Source organism: Jejudonia soesokkakensis (genome assembly GCF_042664795.1).
Lineage (GTDB): Bacteria > Bacteroidota > Bacteroidia > Flavobacteriales > Flavobacteriaceae > Jejudonia > Jejudonia soesokkakensis.
On record NZ_JBHTBN010000002.1, the window covers coordinates 423,764 to 446,025 of the forward strand.

Annotated in this window: 21 protein-coding genes and 1 other RNA gene; 13 read left to right on the forward strand and 9 right to left on the reverse strand. The window is 35.8% G+C overall.

Annotated features, from left to right (window positions below; genetic code table 11):
- Window positions 1-76 precede the first annotated feature (76 nt).
- On the forward strand, window positions 77-1,096 hold the full coding sequence (locus ACFQO1_RS06635; protein ID WP_380217199.1) for an aldo/keto reductase: 1,020 nt from the start codon (window positions 77-79) through the stop codon (window positions 1,094-1,096).
- A 73-nt stretch (window positions 1,097-1,169) separates the two neighbouring features.
- On the opposite strand, the gene rny is transcribed toward ACFQO1_RS06635, so the two are convergent.
- From rny to ACFQO1_RS06655, 4 genes are all read right to left on the reverse strand, one after another.
- The gene (rny, locus tag ACFQO1_RS06640) at window positions 1,170-2,735 is read right to left on the reverse strand and encodes a ribonuclease Y (protein ID WP_380217200.1); all 1,566 of its coding nucleotides are present in this window, start codon (window positions 2,733-2,735) and stop codon (window positions 1,170-1,172) included.
- Window positions 2,736-2,834: 99 nt separating this feature from the next.
- Window positions 2,835-2,942: non-coding RNA, 6S RNA (gene ssrS / locus ACFQO1_RS06645), on the reverse strand.
- Window positions 2,943-2,995: 53 nt separating this feature from the next.
- Window positions 2,996-3,286 (reverse strand): cell division protein ZapA, encoded by a 291-nt coding sequence (locus tag ACFQO1_RS06650; protein ID WP_380217201.1) that lies wholly within the window; start codon window positions 3,284-3,286, stop codon window positions 2,996-2,998.
- A 7-nt stretch (window positions 3,287-3,293) separates the two neighbouring features.
- Window positions 3,294-3,584: a hypothetical protein gene (locus tag ACFQO1_RS06655; RefSeq protein WP_380217202.1), complete on the reverse strand. Its 291-nt coding sequence runs from the start codon at window positions 3,582-3,584 to the stop codon at window positions 3,294-3,296.
- 142 nt (window positions 3,585-3,726) lie between these two features.
- On the opposite strand from ACFQO1_RS06655, the gene ACFQO1_RS06660 reads away from it, so the two are divergent.
- Genes ACFQO1_RS06660 through ACFQO1_RS06670 form a run of 3 tightly spaced genes read left to right on the forward strand, consistent with a single transcriptional unit; the run spans window position 3,727 to window position 8,784 of the window.
- Entirely contained in the window at window positions 3,727-5,418 is a 1,692-nt protein-coding gene (locus ACFQO1_RS06660) for a M23 family metallopeptidase (RefSeq protein WP_380217203.1), read from the forward strand.
- A 15-nt stretch (window positions 5,419-5,433) separates the two neighbouring features.
- Window positions 5,434-7,896, forward strand: coding sequence for a TonB-dependent receptor (locus ACFQO1_RS06665; RefSeq protein WP_380217204.1), 2,463 nt, complete (start codon window positions 5,434-5,436; stop codon window positions 7,894-7,896).
- Between the two features lie 48 nt (window positions 7,897-7,944).
- The gene (locus tag ACFQO1_RS06670) at window positions 7,945-8,784 is read left to right on the forward strand and encodes a peptidylprolyl isomerase (RefSeq protein WP_380217205.1); all 840 of its coding nucleotides are present in this window, start codon (window positions 7,945-7,947) and stop codon (window positions 8,782-8,784) included.
- 6 nt (window positions 8,785-8,790) lie between these two features.
- On the opposite strand, the gene ACFQO1_RS06675 is transcribed toward ACFQO1_RS06670, so the two are convergent.
- Complete coding sequence (locus ACFQO1_RS06675) at window positions 8,791-9,939, reverse strand: cysteine desulfurase family protein (RefSeq protein WP_380217206.1); 1,149 nt, start codon at window positions 9,937-9,939, stop codon at window positions 8,791-8,793.
- An 85-nt stretch (window positions 9,940-10,024) separates the two neighbouring features.
- On the opposite strand from ACFQO1_RS06675, the gene ACFQO1_RS06680 reads away from it, so the two are divergent.
- Entirely contained in the window at window positions 10,025-10,891 is an 867-nt protein-coding gene (locus tag ACFQO1_RS06680; protein ID WP_380217207.1) for a hypothetical protein, read from the forward strand.
- A gap of 4 nt (window positions 10,892-10,895) precedes the next feature.
- Here the strand turns inward: ACFQO1_RS06680 and ACFQO1_RS06685 are convergent, their stop codons facing one another.
- Entirely contained in the window at window positions 10,896-11,444 is a 549-nt protein-coding gene (locus ACFQO1_RS06685) for a Smr/MutS family protein (RefSeq protein ID WP_380217208.1), read from the reverse strand.
- A gap of 177 nt (window positions 11,445-11,621) precedes the next feature.
- Between ACFQO1_RS06685 and ACFQO1_RS06690 the strand changes: the two genes are divergently transcribed.
- Genes ACFQO1_RS06690 through ACFQO1_RS06700 form a run of 3 tightly spaced genes read left to right on the forward strand, consistent with a single transcriptional unit; the run spans window position 11,622 to window position 14,201 of the window.
- The gene (locus tag ACFQO1_RS06690; RefSeq protein WP_380217209.1) at window positions 11,622-13,535 is read left to right on the forward strand and encodes a T9SS type A sorting domain-containing protein; all 1,914 of its coding nucleotides are present in this window, start codon (window positions 11,622-11,624) and stop codon (window positions 13,533-13,535) included.
- 47 nt (window positions 13,536-13,582) lie between these two features.
- The gene (locus ACFQO1_RS06695) at window positions 13,583-13,840 is read left to right on the forward strand and encodes a DUF2752 domain-containing protein (protein ID WP_380217226.1); all 258 of its coding nucleotides are present in this window, start codon (window positions 13,583-13,585) and stop codon (window positions 13,838-13,840) included.
- 40 nt (window positions 13,841-13,880) lie between these two features.
- Entirely contained in the window at window positions 13,881-14,201 is a 321-nt protein-coding gene (locus ACFQO1_RS06700; RefSeq protein WP_380217210.1) for a CCC motif membrane protein, read from the forward strand.
- Between the two features lie 66 nt (window positions 14,202-14,267).
- Here the strand turns inward: ACFQO1_RS06700 and rocD are convergent, their stop codons facing one another.
- Window positions 14,268-15,545 carry an ornithine--oxo-acid transaminase gene (gene rocD / locus ACFQO1_RS06705; RefSeq protein ID WP_380217211.1) on the reverse strand — a complete coding sequence of 426 codons (1,278 nt, stop codon included), beginning with the start codon at window positions 15,543-15,545 and terminating at the stop codon, window positions 14,268-14,270.
- A gap of 141 nt (window positions 15,546-15,686) precedes the next feature.
- On the opposite strand from rocD, the gene rlmD reads away from it, so the two are divergent.
- The 3 genes from rlmD to ACFQO1_RS06720 are packed head-to-tail and all read left to right on the forward strand — an operon-like array spanning window position 15,687 to window position 18,261.
- Window positions 15,687-17,099 carry a 23S rRNA (uracil(1939)-C(5))-methyltransferase RlmD gene (rlmD, locus tag ACFQO1_RS06710; RefSeq protein WP_380217212.1) on the forward strand — a complete coding sequence of 471 codons (1,413 nt, stop codon included), beginning with the start codon at window positions 15,687-15,689 and terminating at the stop codon, window positions 17,097-17,099.
- A 15-nt stretch (window positions 17,100-17,114) separates the two neighbouring features.
- Window positions 17,115-17,600, forward strand: a complete 486-nt coding sequence (locus tag ACFQO1_RS06715; RefSeq protein WP_380217213.1) for a DUF6452 family protein — start codon at window positions 17,115-17,117, stop codon at window positions 17,598-17,600.
- On the forward strand, window positions 17,566-18,261 hold the full coding sequence (locus tag ACFQO1_RS06720; protein ID WP_380217214.1) for a DUF6048 family protein: 696 nt from the start codon (window positions 17,566-17,568) through the stop codon (window positions 18,259-18,261). Before ACFQO1_RS06715 ends, ACFQO1_RS06720 begins: the two co-directional genes overlap by 35 nt.
- A 35-nt stretch (window positions 18,262-18,296) precedes the next feature.
- Here the strand turns inward: ACFQO1_RS06720 and ACFQO1_RS06725 are convergent, their stop codons facing one another.
- Window positions 18,297-19,454, reverse strand: a complete 1,158-nt coding sequence (locus ACFQO1_RS06725) for a THUMP domain-containing class I SAM-dependent RNA methyltransferase (RefSeq protein ID WP_380217215.1) — start codon at window positions 19,452-19,454, stop codon at window positions 18,297-18,299.
- 91 nt (window positions 19,455-19,545) lie between these two features.
- Here ACFQO1_RS06725 and ACFQO1_RS06730 point away from each other — a divergent pair, with 91 nt between their 5' ends.
- Together ACFQO1_RS06730 and ACFQO1_RS06735 are read left to right on the forward strand one after the other, a co-directional pair.
- A complete protein-coding gene (locus tag ACFQO1_RS06730; RefSeq protein WP_380217216.1) occupies window positions 19,546-20,277 on the forward strand; it encodes a class I SAM-dependent methyltransferase in 732 nt (243 codons plus the stop codon).
- 80 nt (window positions 20,278-20,357) lie between these two features.
- Window positions 20,358-20,945, forward strand: a complete 588-nt coding sequence (locus tag ACFQO1_RS06735) for a ZIP family metal transporter (RefSeq protein ID WP_380217217.1) — start codon at window positions 20,358-20,360, stop codon at window positions 20,943-20,945.
- On the opposite strand, the gene trhA is transcribed toward ACFQO1_RS06735, so the two are convergent.
- Window positions 20,942-21,568: a PAQR family membrane homeostasis protein TrhA gene (gene trhA / locus ACFQO1_RS06740; protein ID WP_380217218.1), complete on the reverse strand. Its 627-nt coding sequence runs from the start codon at window positions 21,566-21,568 to the stop codon at window positions 20,942-20,944. The genes ACFQO1_RS06735 and trhA overlap by 4 nt on opposite strands.
- Window positions 21,569-22,262: the final 694 nt, after the last annotated feature.

Here is a 22,262-nt window from a genome sequence, read left to right on the forward strand (position 1 = left end):
AATAAAAGCTAAACCTTATTATCTCTTCGGAAAGAACATCTTGTCTTTGTATCTTTAAGTAAAACTAGATAGAACTATGAAAACACTAAAATTTGACAATAATGATACCATGCATGCTATTGGTTTAGGAACATGGAAAGCTAAGGGAAACGAAGTTAAAAACGCTGTAAAGTCGGCATTAAAATCTGGAGTACGTCACATAGATACAGCCGCAGTGTACGGAAATGAAGAAGAGATTGGCGATGCTTTAGCAGAAGTTTTTGCTGAAGGAAACATTAAGCGAGAAGAAGTTTTTGTCACTTCAAAATTATGGAACAATGCCCATAGAGAAAGTCATGTAATTCCTGCACTTCAAGACAGTCTTAAAAAATTAAAATTAGAGTATTTAGATTTATATTTAATTCATTGGCCAGTGGCTTTTAGGCCAGAAGTTGATTATCCTACCAATGCTTCAGATTACCTTTCATTAGAAGAAGTTCCTATTATTGAAACTTGGAAAGAAATGGAAAAAGCAAAAGAGCAACGTTTGACCCGACATATAGGAGTGTCAAATTTCAGTAAAGAAAAATTGAAAGATCTAGTTTCAAAAGCCAAACACAAACCAGAAATGAATCAAGTAGAATTACATCCATTACTTCAGCAAAATGAATTACTTGAATACTGTAATAGTCAAGGCATTAAAATGACTGCCTATTCACCTTTAGGTTCTGGAGACAGGTCAGATGATATGAAAGGGAAAGATGAACCCAATCTTTTAGAACTGGATGAGATAAAAAATATTGCAAGAAAGCATAATGCTTCTGTAGGACAAGTGTTAATAAACTGGCATGCAAAACGTGGTACGGCTGTGATCCCAAAATCTACTAGTGAAGAGCACATAGAAGAGAATTTTAAGGCAGCAAATGTGGATTTAGATGATGATGACATGAAGGAAATAGCAAAATTAGATCGTCATTATAGATTTATTACTGGGAAATTTTTTGAAGAGCCCAGCAAAGGATATAATGATATTTACGATGAAAAAAATGCCATTGTAGATCCTGTTTTTAAGGTAGTAAACAAGGGTATTGATAAACTCGGGAACATTTTAAACTAACAATACATCTTTAAAAAAAAAGCAACTTCAAGAAAAGTTGCTTTTTTTTTATTTAATACTAATTAAGATATGATTACTTCGCGATATTCACAGCTCTGGTCTCTCGTATAACGGTTACTTTCACCTGACCAGGATAGGTCATGTCTGTTTGGATTTTCTGAGAGATCTCAAAAGATAACTGTGCCGCTTTCTCATCACTTACCTTTTCACTTTCTACCATTACACGTAATTCACGTCCTGCCTGGATAGCATACGCTTTATTTACTCCTCCAAACCCAAAGGCAATATCCTCAAGGTCTTTTAATCGCTGTATATAGCTATCTAGTACTTGTCTTCTCGCACCTGGTCTTGCTCCACTTATCGCATCACAAACCTGAACTATGGGTGACAATAAGCTTGTCATTTCAATTTCGTCATGGTGAGCACCAATCGCATTACACACCTCAGGTTTTTCACCATACTTCTCTGCCCATTGCATCCCAAGGATGGCGTGCGGCACTTCAGTTTCGGTTTCTGGAACTTTACCAATATCGTGTAAAAGTCCTGCTCGTTTCGCTAGTTTCGGATTAAGACCCAACTCAGCTGCCATTACACCACATAATTTTGCTACTTCCCGTGAGTGGTGCAACAGATTTTGTCCATACGAAGATCGGTATTTCATTCGCCCTACAGCTTTAATCAATTCTGGACTTAAACCATGAATCCCTAAATCAATCACTGTACGTTTTCCAACTTCTATAATTTCTTCTTCAATTTGCTTTGACGTCTTTTTAACCACCTCTTCAATACGAGCTGGGTGAATACGACCGTCGGTCACTAATTTGTGCAACGATAACCTTGCCACTTCTCGTCGAACCGAATCAAAACACGAAAGAATAATTGCTTCTGGTGTATCATCCACGATGATTTCTACACCTGTTGCAGCTTCAATTGCACGAATATTTCGTCCTTCGCGACCAATGATTCGACCTTTCACATCATCACTTTCTAGATTGAATACAGACACACAGTTTTCAATAGCTTCTTCGGTACCAATACGCTGAATGGTATTGATAATAATCTTCTTAGCTTCTTGTTGGGCAGTCATTTTAGCTTCTTCGACAGAATTCTGGATAAACGCCATGGCATTCGTCTTAGCCTCTTCTTTAAGGCTTTCCATAAGTTGACCTTTAGCATCTTCAGCAGAAAGACTAGAAATTACTTCCAATTGTTCAATCTGACTACGATGTAATTTATCTACTTCATTTTGTTTCTTTTCAAGATAGTCAAGTCGTTCATCGTAATCTTTTTTCTTTTTTTCGATATCACTATTGAGCTTCTTTGTCTTAGCTAATTCGCTAGAAACCAATGATTCTTTATCGCGAGTGCGCTTTTCTGCATCTGATATCTTTTTGTCACGATTTAAAATTACTTTTTCATGCTCGGCTTTAAGTTCGAGAAACTTTTCTTTAGCCTGAAGCATCTTATCTTTTTTAAGTGTTTCTCCTTCTGCTTTGGCCTCTTTTAAAATAGAAGAAGCACTCTTTTTTGCATTTTTTACAAGTTGTGAGGCATTGCTTTTTTCTAGCAATTTCGCAATCACAAAACCTACAATAATACCTGCGACAGCAGCTATGATGATGGTAATTATAGTGTCCATTTTTTGGTTATTTAAGTGTCGCTTTCCTTTCAATTTTCAGCATATGGAAAGCTAATTATAGTGCATAAAAAAGCCTACACCAATATTATGAAATTGTGTAAACTCCTTAAAGAAAAGTTTAGGGCTAACAAGCTGGTCAAGAATCCGCTCAAAGACGGCCCGCTTTTACAACTTTAACTCACCCTTTTTAAAGAATTCGTGTTGAGTTTACCAAATTTTATATTAATGTAGGCAGTAACCTGTAATATATAATAAGAACGTTATGATAAATGATCCTGTAATAGTTTATTTAACGCTTCTAATCGCGTTTCAGTATCTACAGTATCGTTTGTTTTATCAATATCTTTTTGTTCTACCTGAGCCGCAAACTGTAACGCGCACATAGCTAAAACGTCCTGTTTGTCTCTCACAGCATAACTTTTTTCAAATCGCTTGATCATCGCCTCAATCTTCTTGGCAGCTAACCGTAAACCTTCTTCCTGAGAAGGGTTAATGGTTAAAGGATATACCCTGTCTGCAATCGATAATTTGATTTTTAATTGATTTGACATATTTGTTTTATTCGGAAAGCTGGGTAATACATTGGTCAATTTCCCGAACTAAAGCATTTATTTTGAGCTTTGTATCTCGTTTATGTGTGTCACTGCCAAGCATTGAATTTGCTAACTGTAACGAACTACATTTTGATCGTAATTCGGCTATTTCTGCATTAGAACTTGCTTCTTTTTCTTTCATTTCTGAAAGTGAAGCCGCCAATCTTTCGTTTTCCTGTCCTAACTTTTTATAGTTATGAAGTAACTTGCTAATCCTATTCTCTAGTGAATCAACAATTTCTGAAAGCTGGCTCATTCAATTCTAATTTCAATACTCATTACACAAAGTTAACACACCGTTTTAAATAAGCCAACTGTTTTATCTTAATTTTTCGTAATATTGATGTTTAGTAACAATAAAACAGGCGAACTCCCTTTATATATACTACTTACTTTTTATGAAAATTACATTATTACTTATTGCTACACTGTTTCTGGGAGTAACAGTACAAGCTCAACAAGACGTTCCACAAAATTACTTTAGTGATCCATTAAAAATTCCAATTATTCTGTCGGGTAGTTTTGGTGAATTGCGAAGCAACCACTTTCACAGCGGACTCGATATCAAAACACAACAAAGAGAAGGAATTCCTATTTACGCGCCAGCAGATGGATTTGTAAACCGTATTAAAGTGGCCCATTATGGCTACGGGAAGGCTCTTTATATTAAGCATCCCAATGGATATAGTACTGTATATGCACACCTTCAGAATTATGCAGGAGCTATTCAAGAATTTGTAAAAGATGCTCAATATGCCAAAGAATCATTCGAAATCGAACTATTTCCTGAAGCCAACCAACTTTCAGTAAAAAAAGGAGATCTCATTGGGTATACCGGTAATAGTGGTAGCAGTGGCGGACCTCATTTACATTATGAAATACGAGATGCGGCCTCGCGACCTATGAACCCTATGCTCTTTGGCGTTGAAGTTCCTGATACAAAAAAACCGCTGGTGAATGGTGTATTTGCCTATCCAATTTCGGATGACGCACAGATAAATCAGTCGCAAAATCCTGTTAAGCTTCGGTTGATCCTACAACAAGACGGGTCGTATAAAGCTGAAGGTATCCATGCCTTCGGAAAAATAGGTTTTGGTGTGAACACCAGTGACCAACAAAATGGTGCTTCTAATAAAAATGGCGCCTATCAAATCAAAACAACAGTCAATGGCACTGAAAATTTTAGGGTAGATTTTCAAAAATTCAGCTTTGCTGAAACACGGTACTTAAACAGGTATATTGATTATGATTATTTTGAAACAAACCGCAGTCGCATTCAGAAACTGTATAGACAATCAAATAATCCGTTAAGTGTGATTACTCAGGAAATCGATAACGGCTATGTGACCGTAACCGAAGGTTTAAATACGAATTATACCATAGAAATCAAAGACTTTAAAGGGAATACCTCGAAAATTGTAGTTCCTATTGAAGGTAAAAAAGAAGAAATTCTGGATCCCAAAAACGTAAATACAACAGACGATTATATTTATGCCAACCAGGCGACATCCATCACAAAAGGAAAATTTAGCATCTATATCCCTAGCGATGCATTATACGAAGACACCTATCTAGATATTGAAGTTAACGGGGATACACTTCATTTTCATAAAGACGTCATACCTATTCATAAAAATATTACCATTACGGTAGATGCCTCTAATTATGCTTCCGAAGATATGGATCATTTGTATTTGGGACGTTTAAATTACAGAGGAGACCCATATTATAATACAACTTACCGGAAAGGAGATAAACTTTCGGCTAGAACAAGAACCTTTGGTTCTTATGTATTGGTTTCAGATACTACGCCACCTACCATAAGGCCTGTAAATTTTGACGATAATAAATGGATTAGTAATAATGAGACGCTTAAAGTAAAGATTGAAGATGATTTAAGCGGTATTAGTAGTTATAGAGCGACGGTGAATGGAAAATTTATATTGATGGAATATAATTACAAAACCGACGTTTTAATCTATGATTTTGATGACGAAGTGATTTCTGCTTCAGAAAATAATTTGAAAGTAATCGTGGTAGATAATGTAGGAAATAGTGCTACATTTGAAGCAACATTTTTCAGAAAATAATAAGACCTATTGCTCTTGAAAACTACAATCTTACCTTTTTTACTCTTACTCCTATTTACATCCACCGCTTTAATTGCTCAGCAAGCCACCCTTCGTGGAATCGTTTTTGACGAAGCGAATAATCCGCTGCCAGGCGCCAATATTCTTGTAAATGGCGGAGGCACCCAGACTAATATCAACGGATTTTACTTACTTGAAATTCCTGCAAATCAAGATGTGAAAGTTACCTATTCGTACGTAGGTCAAAAAAATGTTGTGATTACTGTTAATCTGGATGAAAATGAAGATTTTGAATTTAATCCGGTTTTAAAAACAGATATTGAACAAATTGAAGCAGTCATTATCACTGGGCGTGAAAATAAACGAGCAGAAGGTGTTTTAAGCTTAACTCCAGAAACCATACGGAAAATTCCAGGAGCCAATGCTGGGGTAGAAAACTTATTAAAATCGTTACCAGGTGTTAGTGGTAATAATGAATTAAGTACTCAATATGCAGTGCGTGGTGGAAATTATGATGAAAACCTGGTGTATGTAAATGAAATTGAAGTCTATCGCCCATTTTTAATACGAAGCGGTCAGCAGGAAGGGCTAAGTTTTGTAAACAGTGATTTAACAGCAAATGTTGATTTCTCTGCAGGTGGATTTCAAGCCAAATATGGTGACAAATTATCTTCTGTGTTAGATATAACCTATCGCCGACCTACCAATTTTGGAGCATCACTAGACATGAGTTTATTGGGTGCCAGTGCTGCTGTTGAAGGACTTTCAAAAGACGGAAGACTTTCTGGCATTGTGGGACTACGCTATCGTGACAACAGCTTATTTGTAGATGCCAAACAGACTGAGACGAATTACCGACCCACGTTTGCAGATGCACAAACGTATTTAACCTATAAATTCAATAATAAATTTGAATTAGGTTTTCTTGGAAATGTTTCTATCAATAATTACAGCTACGAGCCGCAGACCCGCCAAACAAATTTTGGTACGTTAGCTGATCCTATTGCACTTCTTGTGTTTTACGAGGGGCAAGAAGAAGACCGCTATGATACCTACTTTGGAGCTTTAAAAGGAACCTATGTAGTTTCAGATACGTTTACAGCCAAGTTAATTACGTCTCTATACCATACGCAAGAACAAGAATATTTTGATATCCTTGCACAGTATCGTTTAGGACAAGTAAATAGTGACATTGGAAGTGAGGATCTAGGTGAAGTTGAATTTAGCGAAGGTATTGGTTCTCAATTGACGCATGCCCGTAACAACCTTGATGCGTTGATTTTAAATGTTGAACACAAAGGAAATATTGAAATAAATGATAACAGTTTTGAATACGGAATTAAATATACCCGTGAAGATATTAGAGATAGGGTTCAAGAGTATGAGGTTATTGATTCAGCTGGATTTTCAATCAACCCACCCCTTCCCGACTTTGCTACCAATCAGCCGTACGACCCAGATACAACCCCAATAACTCCTTTTACGAATATTAGAGCTACCAACGATGTACAAATTAATCGTATTTCTGGATATGCTCAATGGAGTCGAAGAACCGAATGGGGAACCAATGATGTTTGGTTAAATGCTGGGGTTCGTGCACACAACTGGACTGTAAGTGGAAAAAATATTGAAAGCACTACGCAGACGGTTTTTAGTCCGCGTGCACAAATTGCCATAAAACCAAAATGGGAGATGGACATGCTCTTCAGATTATCGGGAGGAGTATACCATCAACCACCATTTTATCGTGAATTAAGAGATTCTACAGGTGCTGTACGTCCCGAAGTAAAAGCACAGCAATCCGTTCACATTGTGATAGGAAATGATTATAGTTTTGATCTATGGGAACGTCCTTTTACTTTGAATTCTGAAATATATTATAAGAATTTAACCGATGTCAACCCGTATACTCTAGAAAATGTACGTATTCGATATCGTGCCAGAAACAATGCAGTCGCCTATGCTTACGGGCTTGATTTACGATTGGCAGGAGAATTTGTACCAGGAACCGAAAGCTGGGTAAGCTTTGGGTACTTAAAAACAAAGGAAAACATTGAAGACAGAGGTTATATCTTTAGACCTACAGATCAACGATTAAAGTTTGGCGTGTTGTTTCAAGATTACGTAAAAGTTATTCCCGATTTAAAAATGTACTTGAATTTGACATACAACACTGGACTGCCAGGAGGTTCACCTAGTTATGCCGATCCGTATGATTTTCAAACACGCTTACCAGATTATAAGCGAGCCGATTTAGGAGTTTCGTATGTGATTGTAGATGAAAACAAATTACGTGACAATGGTTTTTTAAAACCTTTTAAAGAATTGACTATTGGCGCAGAGATCTTCAATATTTTTGATGTGCGAAACTCAATCACAAACACATTTGTGAGAGATGTATATACTAAAGTGCAATACTCGATTCCTAACTTCCTAACACCTCGAATTTTTAACGTTCGGGCTACTATGAAGTTTTAAATCTTTCCGAAGAAAAATAGATATACGTAAAATTTGTTACTTTTAGGTATGAAAAAAACATACCTATTCCTAATATTGACACTTTGTTTCCTTGCCTGTAAGCAATCACCAAAAGATAAAGCAGAAGATTCAGTTTCCGAAGAAAAACCTATAGCTATAGAGATGGTTACCACCAAAGGAACCATAGTTTTGAAGTTGTACAACGAAACCCCTTTGCATCGGGATAACTTTGTAAGATTGGTAAATGAAAAGGCTTTTGACAACTTGTTATTTCATAGAGTAATTGAAAATTTTATGGTACAGGCGGGAGATCCAGACAGTCGTAATGCCAAACTTACAGATACATTGGGGGTTGGCGATTTACCTTATAAGATAGATGCCGAAATTAACACCCCTTATTTTCATAAGAAAGGAACTTTGGGAGCGGCGCGGGATGGAAACGTAGCAAGGGCTTCTAGTGCCATGCAATTTTATATTGTTCAGGGAAAGGTGCAGAATGACAGTCTTTTATCTGTTGCTGAAGGAAGAATAAATGGTTGGCTGGCAGAACATTATTTTAAAAACGACACTGTAAACAAATCACTTGTAGAGGCTTTGCAAAAAGCTGAAAGTGCAGATGATTTTAAAACCTATACAGCCCTTACCGATACCATTATGAGGAAATCAAAATCTTATACTGATTTTGAAAAGTATACAATTCCTGAAGCACATAGAGAAGTGTATAAAACCATAGGTGGCACGCCCCATTTAGACCAGAATTATACGGTTTTTGGTGAAGTTGTAGATGGGCTGGAGGTGATTGATGCAATCGCAAAAGTCGAAACCAATAATCTAGATCGCCCTTTGGACGATGTGCGAATAATTTCTGTAAGGATACTGGAAAACTGAAAGAACTCAGTCTTTCATAAATTCTGAAAGCGTTTCGATAACATAATCGATTTCGTCTTTTGTGTTAAAGCTCGAAAATGAAAATCGCAATGAAGGCTTTTTTAGATCTTCTTCTGAAAGTATTGCGTTTAAAACATGAGAGCCGTTCGTGCTTCCGCTTTGACAGGCACTCCCTTTAGAACAAGCTATGCCTTTGAGATCCATTTGAAACAACAACATTAACGCTTTTTCGGCAGACATAGGGAGACACACATTTAAAAGTGTGTACGTGCTTCGTTTATCGTCGTCACAACTTCCGTTAAATTTTACCCCAGGTATTTTTTCTATTAGTTGTTCTTTAAAGTAATTTTTTAAACCTTTTATGTAAGCTCTTTCTTCCTCGAGTTTTGCGTACGAAATCTTTAATGCTTCAGCCATTCCTGCAATGGCGTAGGTAGCTTCAGTTCCAGCTCTAAGTCCGCGCTCCTGTGCCCCTCCAAAAATAAGTGGCTTACATCCTGTGTTTTTTCTTATAAACGCAAAACCTGCACCCTTTGGACCATGAAATTTATGTGCTGCGACTGCTGCAAAATCAACGGGGATGTCGGCTAGGTCCAGTTCAAAATGGCCAACAGATTGTACCGTGTCGCTATGTAATAAGGCATCGTATTTTTTGCAAAGAATTGCGCAACGCTTTAAATCGAGTACATTCCCAATTTCATTATTTACATGCATCAAACTCACTAAGGTTTTAGCTTCAGAATTTTTTAAAAGTTTTTCGAAGTTTTCATAATCTATATGTCCACAATCATCAAGTTTGACATATTCGACAGTAACGCCATGCTTTTCGGCCATCTCATTAACCATATATAGGACCGCATGATGCTCAATTTTACTGGTTATAATTCTGGTAACACCTAGGTCTCTAACAGCACTGTTTATAATAAGATTATCAGCCTCTGTACCACCCGAAGTAAAAATAATCTCGGCAGCAGAAACATTTAAAAGTTTTGCAATTTCTTTACGCGCGTTTTCAATTAAAGACTTTGAAGACCTTCCGTAGGCGTGCGTAGAAGAAGGGTTACCGTATTCGGTTTTTAAGACTTCAGTAATACAATTAATTACTTCCGGACGTAATTGTGTCGTGGCGGCGCTATCAAAATATACTTTTTTCATTGTCACAAAAATACATATTAAAATAAATTTTAGACGTTTCAATTATAAAGAATTGTGTTACTTTGTATTTCCAGCTTTCTGTGTTATGAGAAGACTATTTTTTTCAATTATTTCCTTGACTATATTTTTACAATCCTGTGACGATGGTGATCTTATTGTGACTTCTTTTGATTTTGAGGATGCGAATCTTCAGTTTTGCGGTGAGTCCAGTGCGTACGTTTTTTTTAAGATAAATACAGGTGCTCAAGAAAGTATTTCGGTACAGTTACCCATAGCTACTGAGGATTTCATAGTCGAAGGAATGATGAGTTTTCAGATAAACAACACAACAAATACAGTAGATTATAGACGTTTTAATGATGCTATTACAGCGTCTTATTTTTGCAATAATATTCCGCCAACGTCTCCTGAAACTATTTCAGAATATTTAAGTACTTCGGGCGAAGCAATTGTAAGTATAGAAGTGGAATTAGATGATAATGATACCGTCGCATTTGAAGATGAATTTGAGGGAGATACAGATGAGGATGGTATTCCAGATTTTTATGATTTTGATGATGATGGAGATAATGTCCCAACAGCAGTTGAGGTGGGTATTGATCCTGAAAACCCATTAGATACCGATATGGATGGTACTCCAAACTACTTGGACATCGATGATGATAATGATGGTGTTTTAACTATCAATGAAGACAGTAATAGCGATCTTGATCCTACCAACGATATCACAGACCCTACCGTGGGACCAGATTATTTAAACGATGCTGTGACGGTAACTACAACTGTTTCTGAATATCGTGAACACATCTATAGTTTGGCCAGTACGTTAAGTTTATTTATTTCAGATCTTGTATTAACAGGTGAAGGAGAGCAAATTACTCAGGAAAGTCTTGATCTTGGTGAGATTTCAAATATTGTAACAACCCCAATTCCTGTCACTCCAGAATTTTGAGAAATTAGTTGGGTTTATTTTGAAAGATATAAATTTCGGTAGCTCCGCGACCATATTTCTTATAGTCGGCATCATTATAGGTTATGTTATCATATCTCCTAAAAAGATATTCTAATTCAGCTCTAAGAACACCTTCTCCTACTCCATGAATAAAAACAACACGCTGAATTTTCTTTGAAATGGCAAAGTCTATTTGTCTTTTTGCTGTATCGACCTGAAGGCTTAATTTATCATGAGGATGCATTCCTTTCTCATTAGCAGTAAGTTGATGGATATGAAGATCCACTTCCATAGGAGGTAATTTTCGGTCTTTAGGCTTAATTCTAGTTGATTTTGGCTTCTTTTTGATTTGTTTTTCTGAAATAATAGTTTTTATGTTAGAAGGAGTCATGTCTCTTTTTGTGATGGAATCATCAATGATAACTAATTCGTTTTCAGCATAGGTAAGTTCAAATCCATCTTCAGTTTCAATAGTAATAGTTCCCAAATCTATAGCAATCACAGTACCTGAAAGCACTTCGTCTAATACAGACACCATATCTCCAATTTTCATATAAAATTTAAATTTAAGTTAAATTATGTGCAAATCTAGCAATAATCAACTGTTAACAAGATGTGTCGTTCATCGAATTTTGGAGAAAATAATACCTCTATATCGATTTTATTTCTATTTTTAACACCTAAACTATAGTATTAAAACCCAAATCGATACTATTAAAATTACATAATTATGAAAAACCTACTACTACTTTTAACTCTTATTATTGGTAGTTCTGCCCTTGCTCAATCAGATTTATTTGTAAGACCTACTCCTAGTGGAGGAGATAATTACATCTATGTTAAAGATCAAATCTTGTATGTTGAAGATGATATAAACCTTCAAAAAAATAACACTACTGCAACAGAAGCCAGTATTTATTTGCGTGACCGTGGACAATTAATCCAAGGCACTAATTCAGCTAATACAGGGACAGGATTCTTATCAGTATATCAAGATAGTTATTCAGATTCATTTGATTATAATTATTGGGCCTCTCCAGTTGGAAATCCAGCAACATTGGGAGGTGGAGCTGTTTCTGGTAATAAACGATATGGTATAAAAAGTCTCAAAGACTCTATTGGAGCTACAAATTATAGAGAAAATTTATTAACGGCTGGATATAATGGGGCAGGATCAGGATTAGGAAGCAATATTCAACTTAGTATTTCCCATCGTTGGGTATACAAATATGAAAATGACGCTACAGGATGGTCACGAATATTTGCTGCAGATAATATTTCTGCAGGATATGGTTTTACAATGAAGGGAACTAATGTTACCACTCATAGTAATCAATATCAGGATCCAAACAATCAGCGTTATGATTTTAGAGGAAGACCAAATAATGGGGATATTGTAGTTCCGATGACTGCGGATGGTTTTGTTCTTTCCGGAAATCCATATCCATCAGCACTGGATTTAGTAGCGTTTTACAATGATAATCCAGATTTAAATAGTATTATTTTCTGGGATGAAGACAGGACAATTAACTCACATTTCTACAGAGACAATCAAGGAGGTTATGGATCTTGGACTGTAAATGGCACCAATCCTGGTGGTATTTACACCGTTCCTACCTTTATGAACCATGACAATTCTGGTAACCCAACTACCCCCACTGGTGATGTAGGGCAAAGTTATAATAGAAGTGTTTCCCCAATTGGACAAGGATTTTTTTTAGTAGGGGAACCTGGAATTTCTGGCTCAGTCCCTATTACATATTCTAACAATCACAGAGTATATGTTAAAGAAGATTCTGATCACACATCTTCAACCAATCCATCTATTTTTCACAGGCCTGGTCAAACTAATGGTAATAATCAAAATAATGAGGTAGGAACTAGACCTGAAACAACTACCAGAGGTTCTATATTCCGTTTTTATACCGTATTTGGTGAATCTCACTTTAGAGATATGATTCTTTTTTTAAATGACGATACCACAGATGGTCATGATAGAGGGTATGATGTTTATCACCCTTCAGATGGCGGTGGTACGGATGCATCAATGCCTATTACTGCCTCAGACGGAGTTGAACGCCAATATGTAATGCAAGGTGTTTCTTTTAAAGTAGAAGATCGAAGGAAAATGATTCCATTGACTATAAAAGTTTCAGGTCAGAATTATAGGGTTAAGATACAAGGTGTAGAAGAAGTTAATCTACCTGGTAATGTTTATTTTTATGATAGCCAAACTAATAATATTCAATTAATTTCTGGAGGAGATTTTGGCGGGTTAATGCTCTCTCCTGGAACTTATAAAAATAGATTTTATATTGTATTTACTATGTCGAAAGGACGTAGTTCTAAACCAGATTTTGGTATCGAAGAAGCTATTACAGAGATTACTACGCTAAAACAACATGTAAATTTCTTTCAAAACAACAGAGTTTCTCAATTAGAAGTTACTAATCCTGATAGACTTAACATAGCTGCAGCCAATATCTATGATATGGGCGGAAAATTAGTAGTTAGTCAGAATAATATTGGTGAAGAAAGTAAATTTAACATCCCAACATCAAACCTAAGTGATGGTGTGTACCTTATAAAATTAACTACTGCAGAAAATGTAATTATTGATTACAAAATAACAGTAACAAATTAATAGTAACTTCTATGGTAGAAGGTCTTGAAGAATTTATGCTACCCTGCATGAATAAAAAAATCTTTGGGATAGAATGTTTAGGCTGCGGACTGCAAAGGTCCGTAGCTTTTTTATTTCAGGGAGAATTTTATCTTGCCTATAAAATGTATCCGGCTATATATAGTATCATAGTACTTCTTCTTTTTATACTACTAGACCTATTCTTTAAATTTAGGCTTGGATATAAAATTAAGTTGGGACTTATATTTCTTACTTCAATTATAATAGTAGTGAGTTATTTTATTAAAATGAATAGCTATTATTAATTATTATTATATTTATCCTTAATCTCTTAAAAAATTAAAAATGGAACAACAAAAACTACCCAACTCTACTCTTATTCTCATTTTTGGAATCGTCTCAATTGTACTATGTTGCTGCTACGGTGTAGGAGTCATATTTGGTATCATCGCTCTAGTAATGGCTGGAAAAGCCACAAAAGTATATAAGGAAAATCCTGAACTATATACAGGGTATAAAAATGTAACTACAGGAAAAATACTTTCTTATATTGGAATTGCATTGGGCGCAGTATTCCTTGGATATGTAATTTATATGTATGCCACTTACGGAATAGAAGGAATGCAACAAATGAATGAAGAAAGAATGCGAGAATTAGGTTTTTAAATAAATTATATACTATAAAAAAAGCGGCTTGAAAGCCGCTTTTTTATTTGATATTTTTTGCAAAAACTACTCAAATTCTTTCAGCGTTTTGATGATTATTGAAATACAGTCTCTCAATTCAGCTTCTGTCATCACAAGAGGCGGCGCAAAACGAATAATATTTCCATGAGTAGGTTTTGCTAATAATCCATTATCTCTCAAGCGTAAGCAAATATTCCAGGCTGTATCACTTTCTTCCGAATCATTAATAACAATTGCATTTAACAATCCTTTCCCTCTTACAAGGGTTACAGTGTCGGTTGTTGCAATGTATCTATTTAATTCTTCACGGAAAATGTTTCCTAACCTATATGCATTTTCAGCTAAATGTTCTTCAGAAACCACATCTAGGGCCGCCATAGCAACAGCTGCTGCAATAGGGTTCCCGCCAAAAGTAGAGCCATGAGTTCCAGGCTCGATCACACTCATAATTTCATTGTTCGCCAATACTGCCGAAACAGGATACGCTCCACCGCTTAAGGCTTTTCCTAAGATCAATACATCAGGTTTTACATCTGGCGTCCCATTACAGTCTTTATTTTCACAAGAACAATTCCCGCAAGTAGCTAGTAATCTTCCGGTTCTTGCAATACCTGTTTGTACTTCATCAGCTATAAAAAGTACATTATGCTTCTCACATAATGCTTTTGCTTCTTTTAAATAATTTTCTGAAGGAACATAAACTCCCGCTTCTCCTTGAATAGGCTCTACTAAAAATCCAGCTACATTTTTATTATTTTCCAGGACTTCTTTAAGTGCTTCTATATTATCATATTCAATTTTAATAAAGCCCTTGGTAAAAGGCCCAAAATGTTTTCGTGCTACAGGATCATTAGAAAATGAGATGATGGTTGTCGTTCTTCCGTGGAAATTATTCTCACAGACTATGATTTCTGCTTCATTGACATCAATCCCCTTCTTTTCATACGCCCATTTTCTACAAATCTTTAAAGCGGTTTCCACCGCTTCAGCACCCGTATTCATAGGAAGTAATTTATCAAAGTTGAAATAGTCACTGGCGTATTTTTCATACTTTCCTAACATATCATTATAAAATGCACGTGAAGTCAATGATAGGGTTCGGGCTTGATTAGTCATCGCATCTACGATCTTAGGATGGCAATGCCCCTGATTTACGGCAGAATATGCCGAAAGAAAATCATAATACTTTTTTCCTTCTACATCCCAAACATAAACTCCTTCTCCTTTACTCAATACTACGGGTAAGGGGTGATAATTATGAGCTCCATGCTTGTTTTCTAAATCAATGGCTTTTTGTGAGGCCGTTTTTTCTAACACTGACATTCTTTTGAAAATTTAAATTAGATATGACTATTCCTGCTTGTGGAGAGAAATCATCCGTAGGTGGTAAAATTACAAATTTAAAGCTACAATTTTAAGTGTTCTGCACTATTTAAACGTTCATTTTATCCTATTTTTGCGCACATGGGAAGAAAACGAACACATAGAGTGGTTCTGGAAAATTTAGAGGTGATTGATGCTGGTGCCAAAGGGAAAGCGGTCGCAAGAGCTTCAGATGGACGAGTAGTATTTATAAATAATGCCGTGCCAGGAGATATCGCAACCGTGCAGACTACAAAAAAACGCAAGGCATATTATGAAGGTACCGCTATTTCGTTCTCAAAACTTTCAGAAAAAAGAGTGGCACCAGCGTGTGAACATTTTGGAACCTGTGGGGGTTGTAAATGGCAGCATTTAGGATATGAGCATCAACTTTATTACAAGCAAAAAGAAGTTGAACAAAACTTACAACGGTTAGGTAAAATAGAACTTCCTAAAGTGTCTCCAATTTTAGGTAGTGCAGAGCAATACTTCTATAGAAATAAAATGGAGTTCTCTTTTAGTGATAACAAATGGCTAACTCTTGAGCAGATAAAAAGTGATAAAATCATTGAAAATCGAAATGCCTTAGGTTTTCACATTCCTGGAATGTGGGATAAAATCCTTGATTTAAATAAATGTCATCTGCAACAAGATCCCAGTAATGCGATAAGAGATTTTGTAAAGACTAAAGCCGAAGAATTAAATCTTTCATTTTTTAATACACGAAAACAAGAAGGATTTTTGCGAACACTCATGATTCGTACATCAACTACAGGAGAAGTGATGGTGTTACTACAGTTTTTTCATGAAGACGAAAAAAACAGAACGAAATTACTCAATGCTATTTCTGAAGAATTTCCTGAAATCACAAGCCTTTTATACGTGATCAATAGTAAAGGAAACGATACCATTTACGATCAGGATGTCATTTGTTCCCACGGAAGAGACCACATTTACGAAGAAATGGAAGGCTTAAAATTTAAAATAAACGCCAAGTCTTTTTATCAGACCAACAGTGAACAAGCCTACGAACTATATAAAGTAACCCGTGATTTCGCGGGATTAACGGGTACTGAATTGGTGTATGACTTATATACAGGTACTGGAACCATTGCTCAATTTGTAGCAAAAGAAGCAAAACATGTTATAGGAGTCGAAGCTGTACCCGATGCCATAGAGGCTGCCAAGGAAAACGCGCAATTAAATGGCATAGAGAACGTTGAATTCTATGTGGGAGATATGAAGAAAGTATTCAATGAACAATTTATAACCAAGCATGGCGTGCCAGATGTTGTCATTACAGATCCTCCAAGGGATGGAATGCATCAGGATGTAGTACAACAACTAGTAAACATCTCAGCTCCTAAGATTGTATACGTTAGTTGCAATAGTGCCACTCAGGCAAGAGATTTAGCATTATTGGATTCAATGTATAAAGTAACAAAAGTGCAGGCAGTGGATATGTTTCCACAGACGCATCATGTAGAAAATGTTGTACTTTTGGAAAAACGATAGGTTCAGAAAAAATCAATGGTTAGAAAATTTATAGTATTCACTTTTATTCTCGCTACTTTTTTAGGATGTAGCAAAGATGATATCTGTGCAGAAGATACTCCTACTACTCCACTCCTAATCATCACATTTAATGACATTGCTAATCCTACGGCACGTAAAACTGTTCCTGGATTGGTTATTCGTACTACAGATGTAAATCAAACAGTAGTTATAAGTAGTGCTTCAGACTCCATTGCATTGCCACTACGAACCGGAGCCAATTCAACACGATATGAATTTATAATGAATAATGGAACCACAGATCAAATTTCAGATGCATACACCTTTGCGTATTTGAGAAATGATGTCTATGTTAATAGAGCCTGTGGCTTTAAAACAACCTATACAAATCTTTCAGTAACCGAAAGTGATACAGGTACTCCAGACTGGATCTTAAATCTTACTATTAATAATGAAACTGTCGAAAATGAGACTGCAGCACACCTTACTTTTTTTCATTAGTGTGTTCTGCATTTCTATGTCTGCAATGGCACAGGAAACAGTAGCAGATACACTTTCACAAAAAACCAAATACGGATTACGACTTGGCGTAGATATATCAAAACCCATCAGATCTTTATTACAGGACGATTATACAGGTTTTGAAATTTTGGGAGATTTTCGATTTTCTGAAAAATTCTATGCAGCTGCCGAAATTGGAAACGAACAACGTGACTTTTTTGAACCTAACTTAAATGCGATAACTTCTGGTAGCTATGCTAAAATTGGGGTCGATTATAACGCATACAATAACTGGTTTGGACTAAACAATGCAATATTTACTGGACTTCGCTACGGATTTGCAACTTTTAAACAGGAACTTGTGGCATACACTATTTATACCGATAATCAAGTGCTACCCCCTTCTGTGAGAGTGGTAAACACAGAATTTAACGGACTTACAGCCCATTGGGCAGAGTTAATTGTAGGGATTAAGACCGAAGTAGTAAACAATCTGTATCTTTCTGTGAATGTTCAGCTAAAAAGAAAAATTTCCGAAGACAAACCCGAAAATTTCGATAATCTATACATTCCGGGCTTTAACGCTACTAACGATTTTAGTGAGTTTGGAGCTGGCTATGGATACTCCATTTCGTATTTAATTCCGTTGTTTCAGAAGTAAAAACATATTAAGTTTTACTTAATACTGCCTACTGATTACTGTTTACTGAATTTCCTACTACCTTCATACATTTCATAGCGCACAAGCTTACTTTCAAGTTTTCCATTGTACAGCTTGATCTTTTTTGAAGGACGCAATCCTACATATTTTAACGCTTCCATATTAGAAGTGATCATCCAGGCTTGAGTACCAGGATATTCACGCTTCAAGGTATTACCAATGTTCCCATAAAACTTTTCAATATCATTTACTGAAATACGTTCATCGTAGGGCGGATTAAACACCATCCACAAAGGACGATCGGTTTCTTTAGAAGATTCAAAAAAGTCTTGCTCTTTTAATTCTATAAATTCTGAAAGATTTGCACTTTTAATATTCTCTTTTGCTTTCCGAAGCGTAAATGCATCGATATCGCTTCCGTAGATTTTAAAATGAAAATCCTTAACTTTCTTTAAGGCTGCCTCTTCGATCACTTCATACAGATCCACATCAAAATCGGGCCAGGTTTCAAATCCGAATTCTTTTCTGTTTAAGTTTGGCGGAATGTTACAGGCAATCATAGCGGCTTCAGTCAAGATAGTACCACTACCACACATAGGATCCATAAAATCACACTGTCCGCTCCATCCTGTAAGCATAATCATCCCAGCCGCTAATACTTCGTTAATTGGAGCTATCGTATTTTCAACTTTATATCCACGTTTGTGGAGTGATTGACCCGAACTGTCTAATGAAACTGTGCATATGTTTCTGTCAATGTGAATATTAATCCGTAAGGTTGGGTGATCCAAATCAACATCGGGTCGAATTCCTTCTTTATCTCGAAAACGGTCTACTATCGCATCTTTAGTCTTTAAGGCAATATATTGTGAATGTGTAAACTGTATTGAAAAAACGGTAGCATCCACTGCGAGGCTTCCGTTTGCCTGCATGTAATTTTCCCACGGGATGTCATAAATTCTTTTATACAAATCTTCTTCTGTAAAAACATTAAATCCCGTAATTGGTTTCAAGACTTTTATTGCCGTTCTCGAACAAAGATTTACTTTATACATAAATCCTGTATCCCCTTTAAAAGCAACATTTCGCACCCCTATTTCTATATCGGAAGCACCTAACTGCCTAAGCTCATTCGCTAATAATTCTTCAAGACCATACAGGGTCTTCGCCAACATTCTAAAATTTTTTTCCATCGCTAACTCCACAAGGGTGGAGAACTTTTTAAAGTTATCATCCTAATTAGAGAACAAAAATACAGTATTTTCGCACTGTAAATCAGACTTGATGCAAAAAGAAAAAGAAATGTGGTATGCTGAATGGTTTAACACACCATATTATCATATTTTATATAAGGATAGAGATTATCAAGAGGCGGGTGCTTTTATGCAACGGCTCACATCTTTCTTACAATTACAAAAAGGAGACACTATTCTAGATCTGGCCTGCGGAAAGGGTCGCCATTCAAAATTTTTAAATACTTTAGGTTTTAATGTTACTGGTGTGGATCTTTCGCCAGCGAGTATTGCCTTTGCCAAACAATTTGAAAATGAAACTTTATCTTTTAAAGAGCACGATATGTGTATCCCACTTGCTGAAAGGTTTGACGCTGTTTTCAACCTATTTACAAGCTTTGGATATTTTGAAACAGAAAATGACAACATTAGAACTATTAAAGCCATCAAAGAAGAATTGAAGCCTGGCGGATATGGAGTGATTGATTTTTTAAATTCGCATTATGTTGCTACACATTTGGTGGAAAGCGAAATAAAGGTCGTTGACGGAATTACATTTCATATTGAAAGAAAAATTAAAAATAATTATATCTTAAAACATATTTCGTTTTCGCACCAAGGCACTGATTATAATTTTACAGAAAAAGTAAAGGCTCTTACTTTAGTTGATTTTAAAAGTTATTTTAAAAAGGCTGGCGTAACGCTGCATCATTGTTTTGGAGATTATACTTTGTCTCCATTTCATAAAGAAACTTCACAACGATTAATCCTTATCTTTGGCTAATGGTTTATGCATTTTTATTCTTAGCAGTTGCATTTGGTTATGGTGTAGCCTTACTACTAAAAAAGAAAGAGATAAAACAAATGTCGCTTTATCTCGCTTTTAGTGGTGCATTTTTACTGGCGATTACCGTTTTTGAATTACTTCCAGAAGTTTTTGAAAACCCAAGTAAATCGGTTGGAGTTTGGATTATGGTCGGGATTGTACTTCAAATTTGTCTTGAATTTTTCTCAAAAGGAGCTGAGCACGGACACGTTCACATACACAATGAAACCAAAGATTTTCCCTGGCTACTATTTATAAGTCTCTCAATTCATGCGCTTTTAGAAGGGTTCCCCATTTCTGAAACAAATAATTTATTGGTAGGTGTTATCATCCATAAAATTCCGGTTGCCATCATTTTATCACTTTTTTTTATAAAAGCAAACTATTCAAAAACCACCACACTACTCTTTTTGTTTTTATTCGCATTAATGACCCCCTTAGGAAATTACCTAATGGCTAGCCTACCTGAGTTAAATAGTTATAAAACTGAGATTAGTGCTGTTGTAATAGGTATCTTTTTACATGTTTCCACTACGATTCTTTTTGAAAGTTCAAAAAATCACAGTTTTAATCTTTCAAAAATGACAGCTGTCATTTTAGCGATCATATTTGCATATTTCCTTTAAATCACTGAAAATAAAATAAATAGGTAATGTAAAATACTTCCTATAAGCACAAAAAAGTGCCAAATGACATGGTTGTATTTCATTTTATTAAATACGTAAAAGAAAATTCCTAGGGTATACGCTGCCCCACCCCCCATTAATAAGTAGAGACCCGTTGAGTCTACGGCAGCTTTTAATGCAGAAAAGTCAAAGACGATCAACCAACCCATTACAAGATACAATAGCAGTGAAATAACTTCAAACCGACCCGTAAAGAAAATTTTTAAAATAGTTCCCAATGCTGCAATTCCCCAAACAATCCAAAATAACAGCCATCCATTGCTTTCAGAGAGTGTAATAAGTACCACGGGTGAATATGTTCCAGCAATTAATAGGTAAATACTTATATGATCTAATTTTCTATAGAATATTTTTCTATTTTCATCTTTTTCAAAATGATACCGAGTAGATGCGAAATAAAGAGTTGCCAATGAGAGTCCATACAAGGTAACTCCTAAAATTCCCTGAAAACTGTCATATTTATGAAAAATGAGTAATAATACAAAACCAATCACACTTAATATAAAGCCTATAGCGTGAGTAGCTACATTGTAAAATTCTTCCTTTTCGCTCTGTATTCTCATGATGCAAAAATACAGTAGTTATAACAAGTATACTCTGAATTTTATTTTTTAATTTTTAAGGGCACCTCCCGCTCTTTAGCGGGACCGCACTATTCGCTGTAGTTTTGCCTCGATAAGTTGCTCGGCAAAAGCTGTCGCTGCTACTGGCCTGCCTTTGGCAGGTCGCTGGTGCAGTATCTACTCATTATTGAATAAGGTTATAAAAAAAAAGTATTGATATTTAGCTGGGTATTGCGCTTAAAAAAGGGACAGTCATTTCTAAATCTTCCTTATAAAAAAGCGGCGACGCTACATTGATTTGTTTTAGTAGCATATAGTAGAAGTAGGATTGGCTATTTGAAACGCACAGCGCAGTAAAAATGTAATTTTTCAGTGTACACTTTTTTGCTGTACTATCTACCACGCTCAATATAAAAGAACAGATTATTTCAGTTTACTGCATAAAAAAAGACCCAATCAACTAAATGATTGGGTCTTATAAGAAGGCGCCGAATCTACGCTGACCAGTGTAGTATTGCAATTTAGAATTCAGCTATATTACTTTAAACGTACAGCATAGTAAAAATATAATTTTTCAGTGTACACTTTTTTGCTGTGCTATCCAACGCGCTTAGTGTAGAAGAGCAGGTCATGTCACTTTACTACAAAAAAAAGACCCAATCATTTAAATGATTGGGTCTTATAAGAAGGCGGC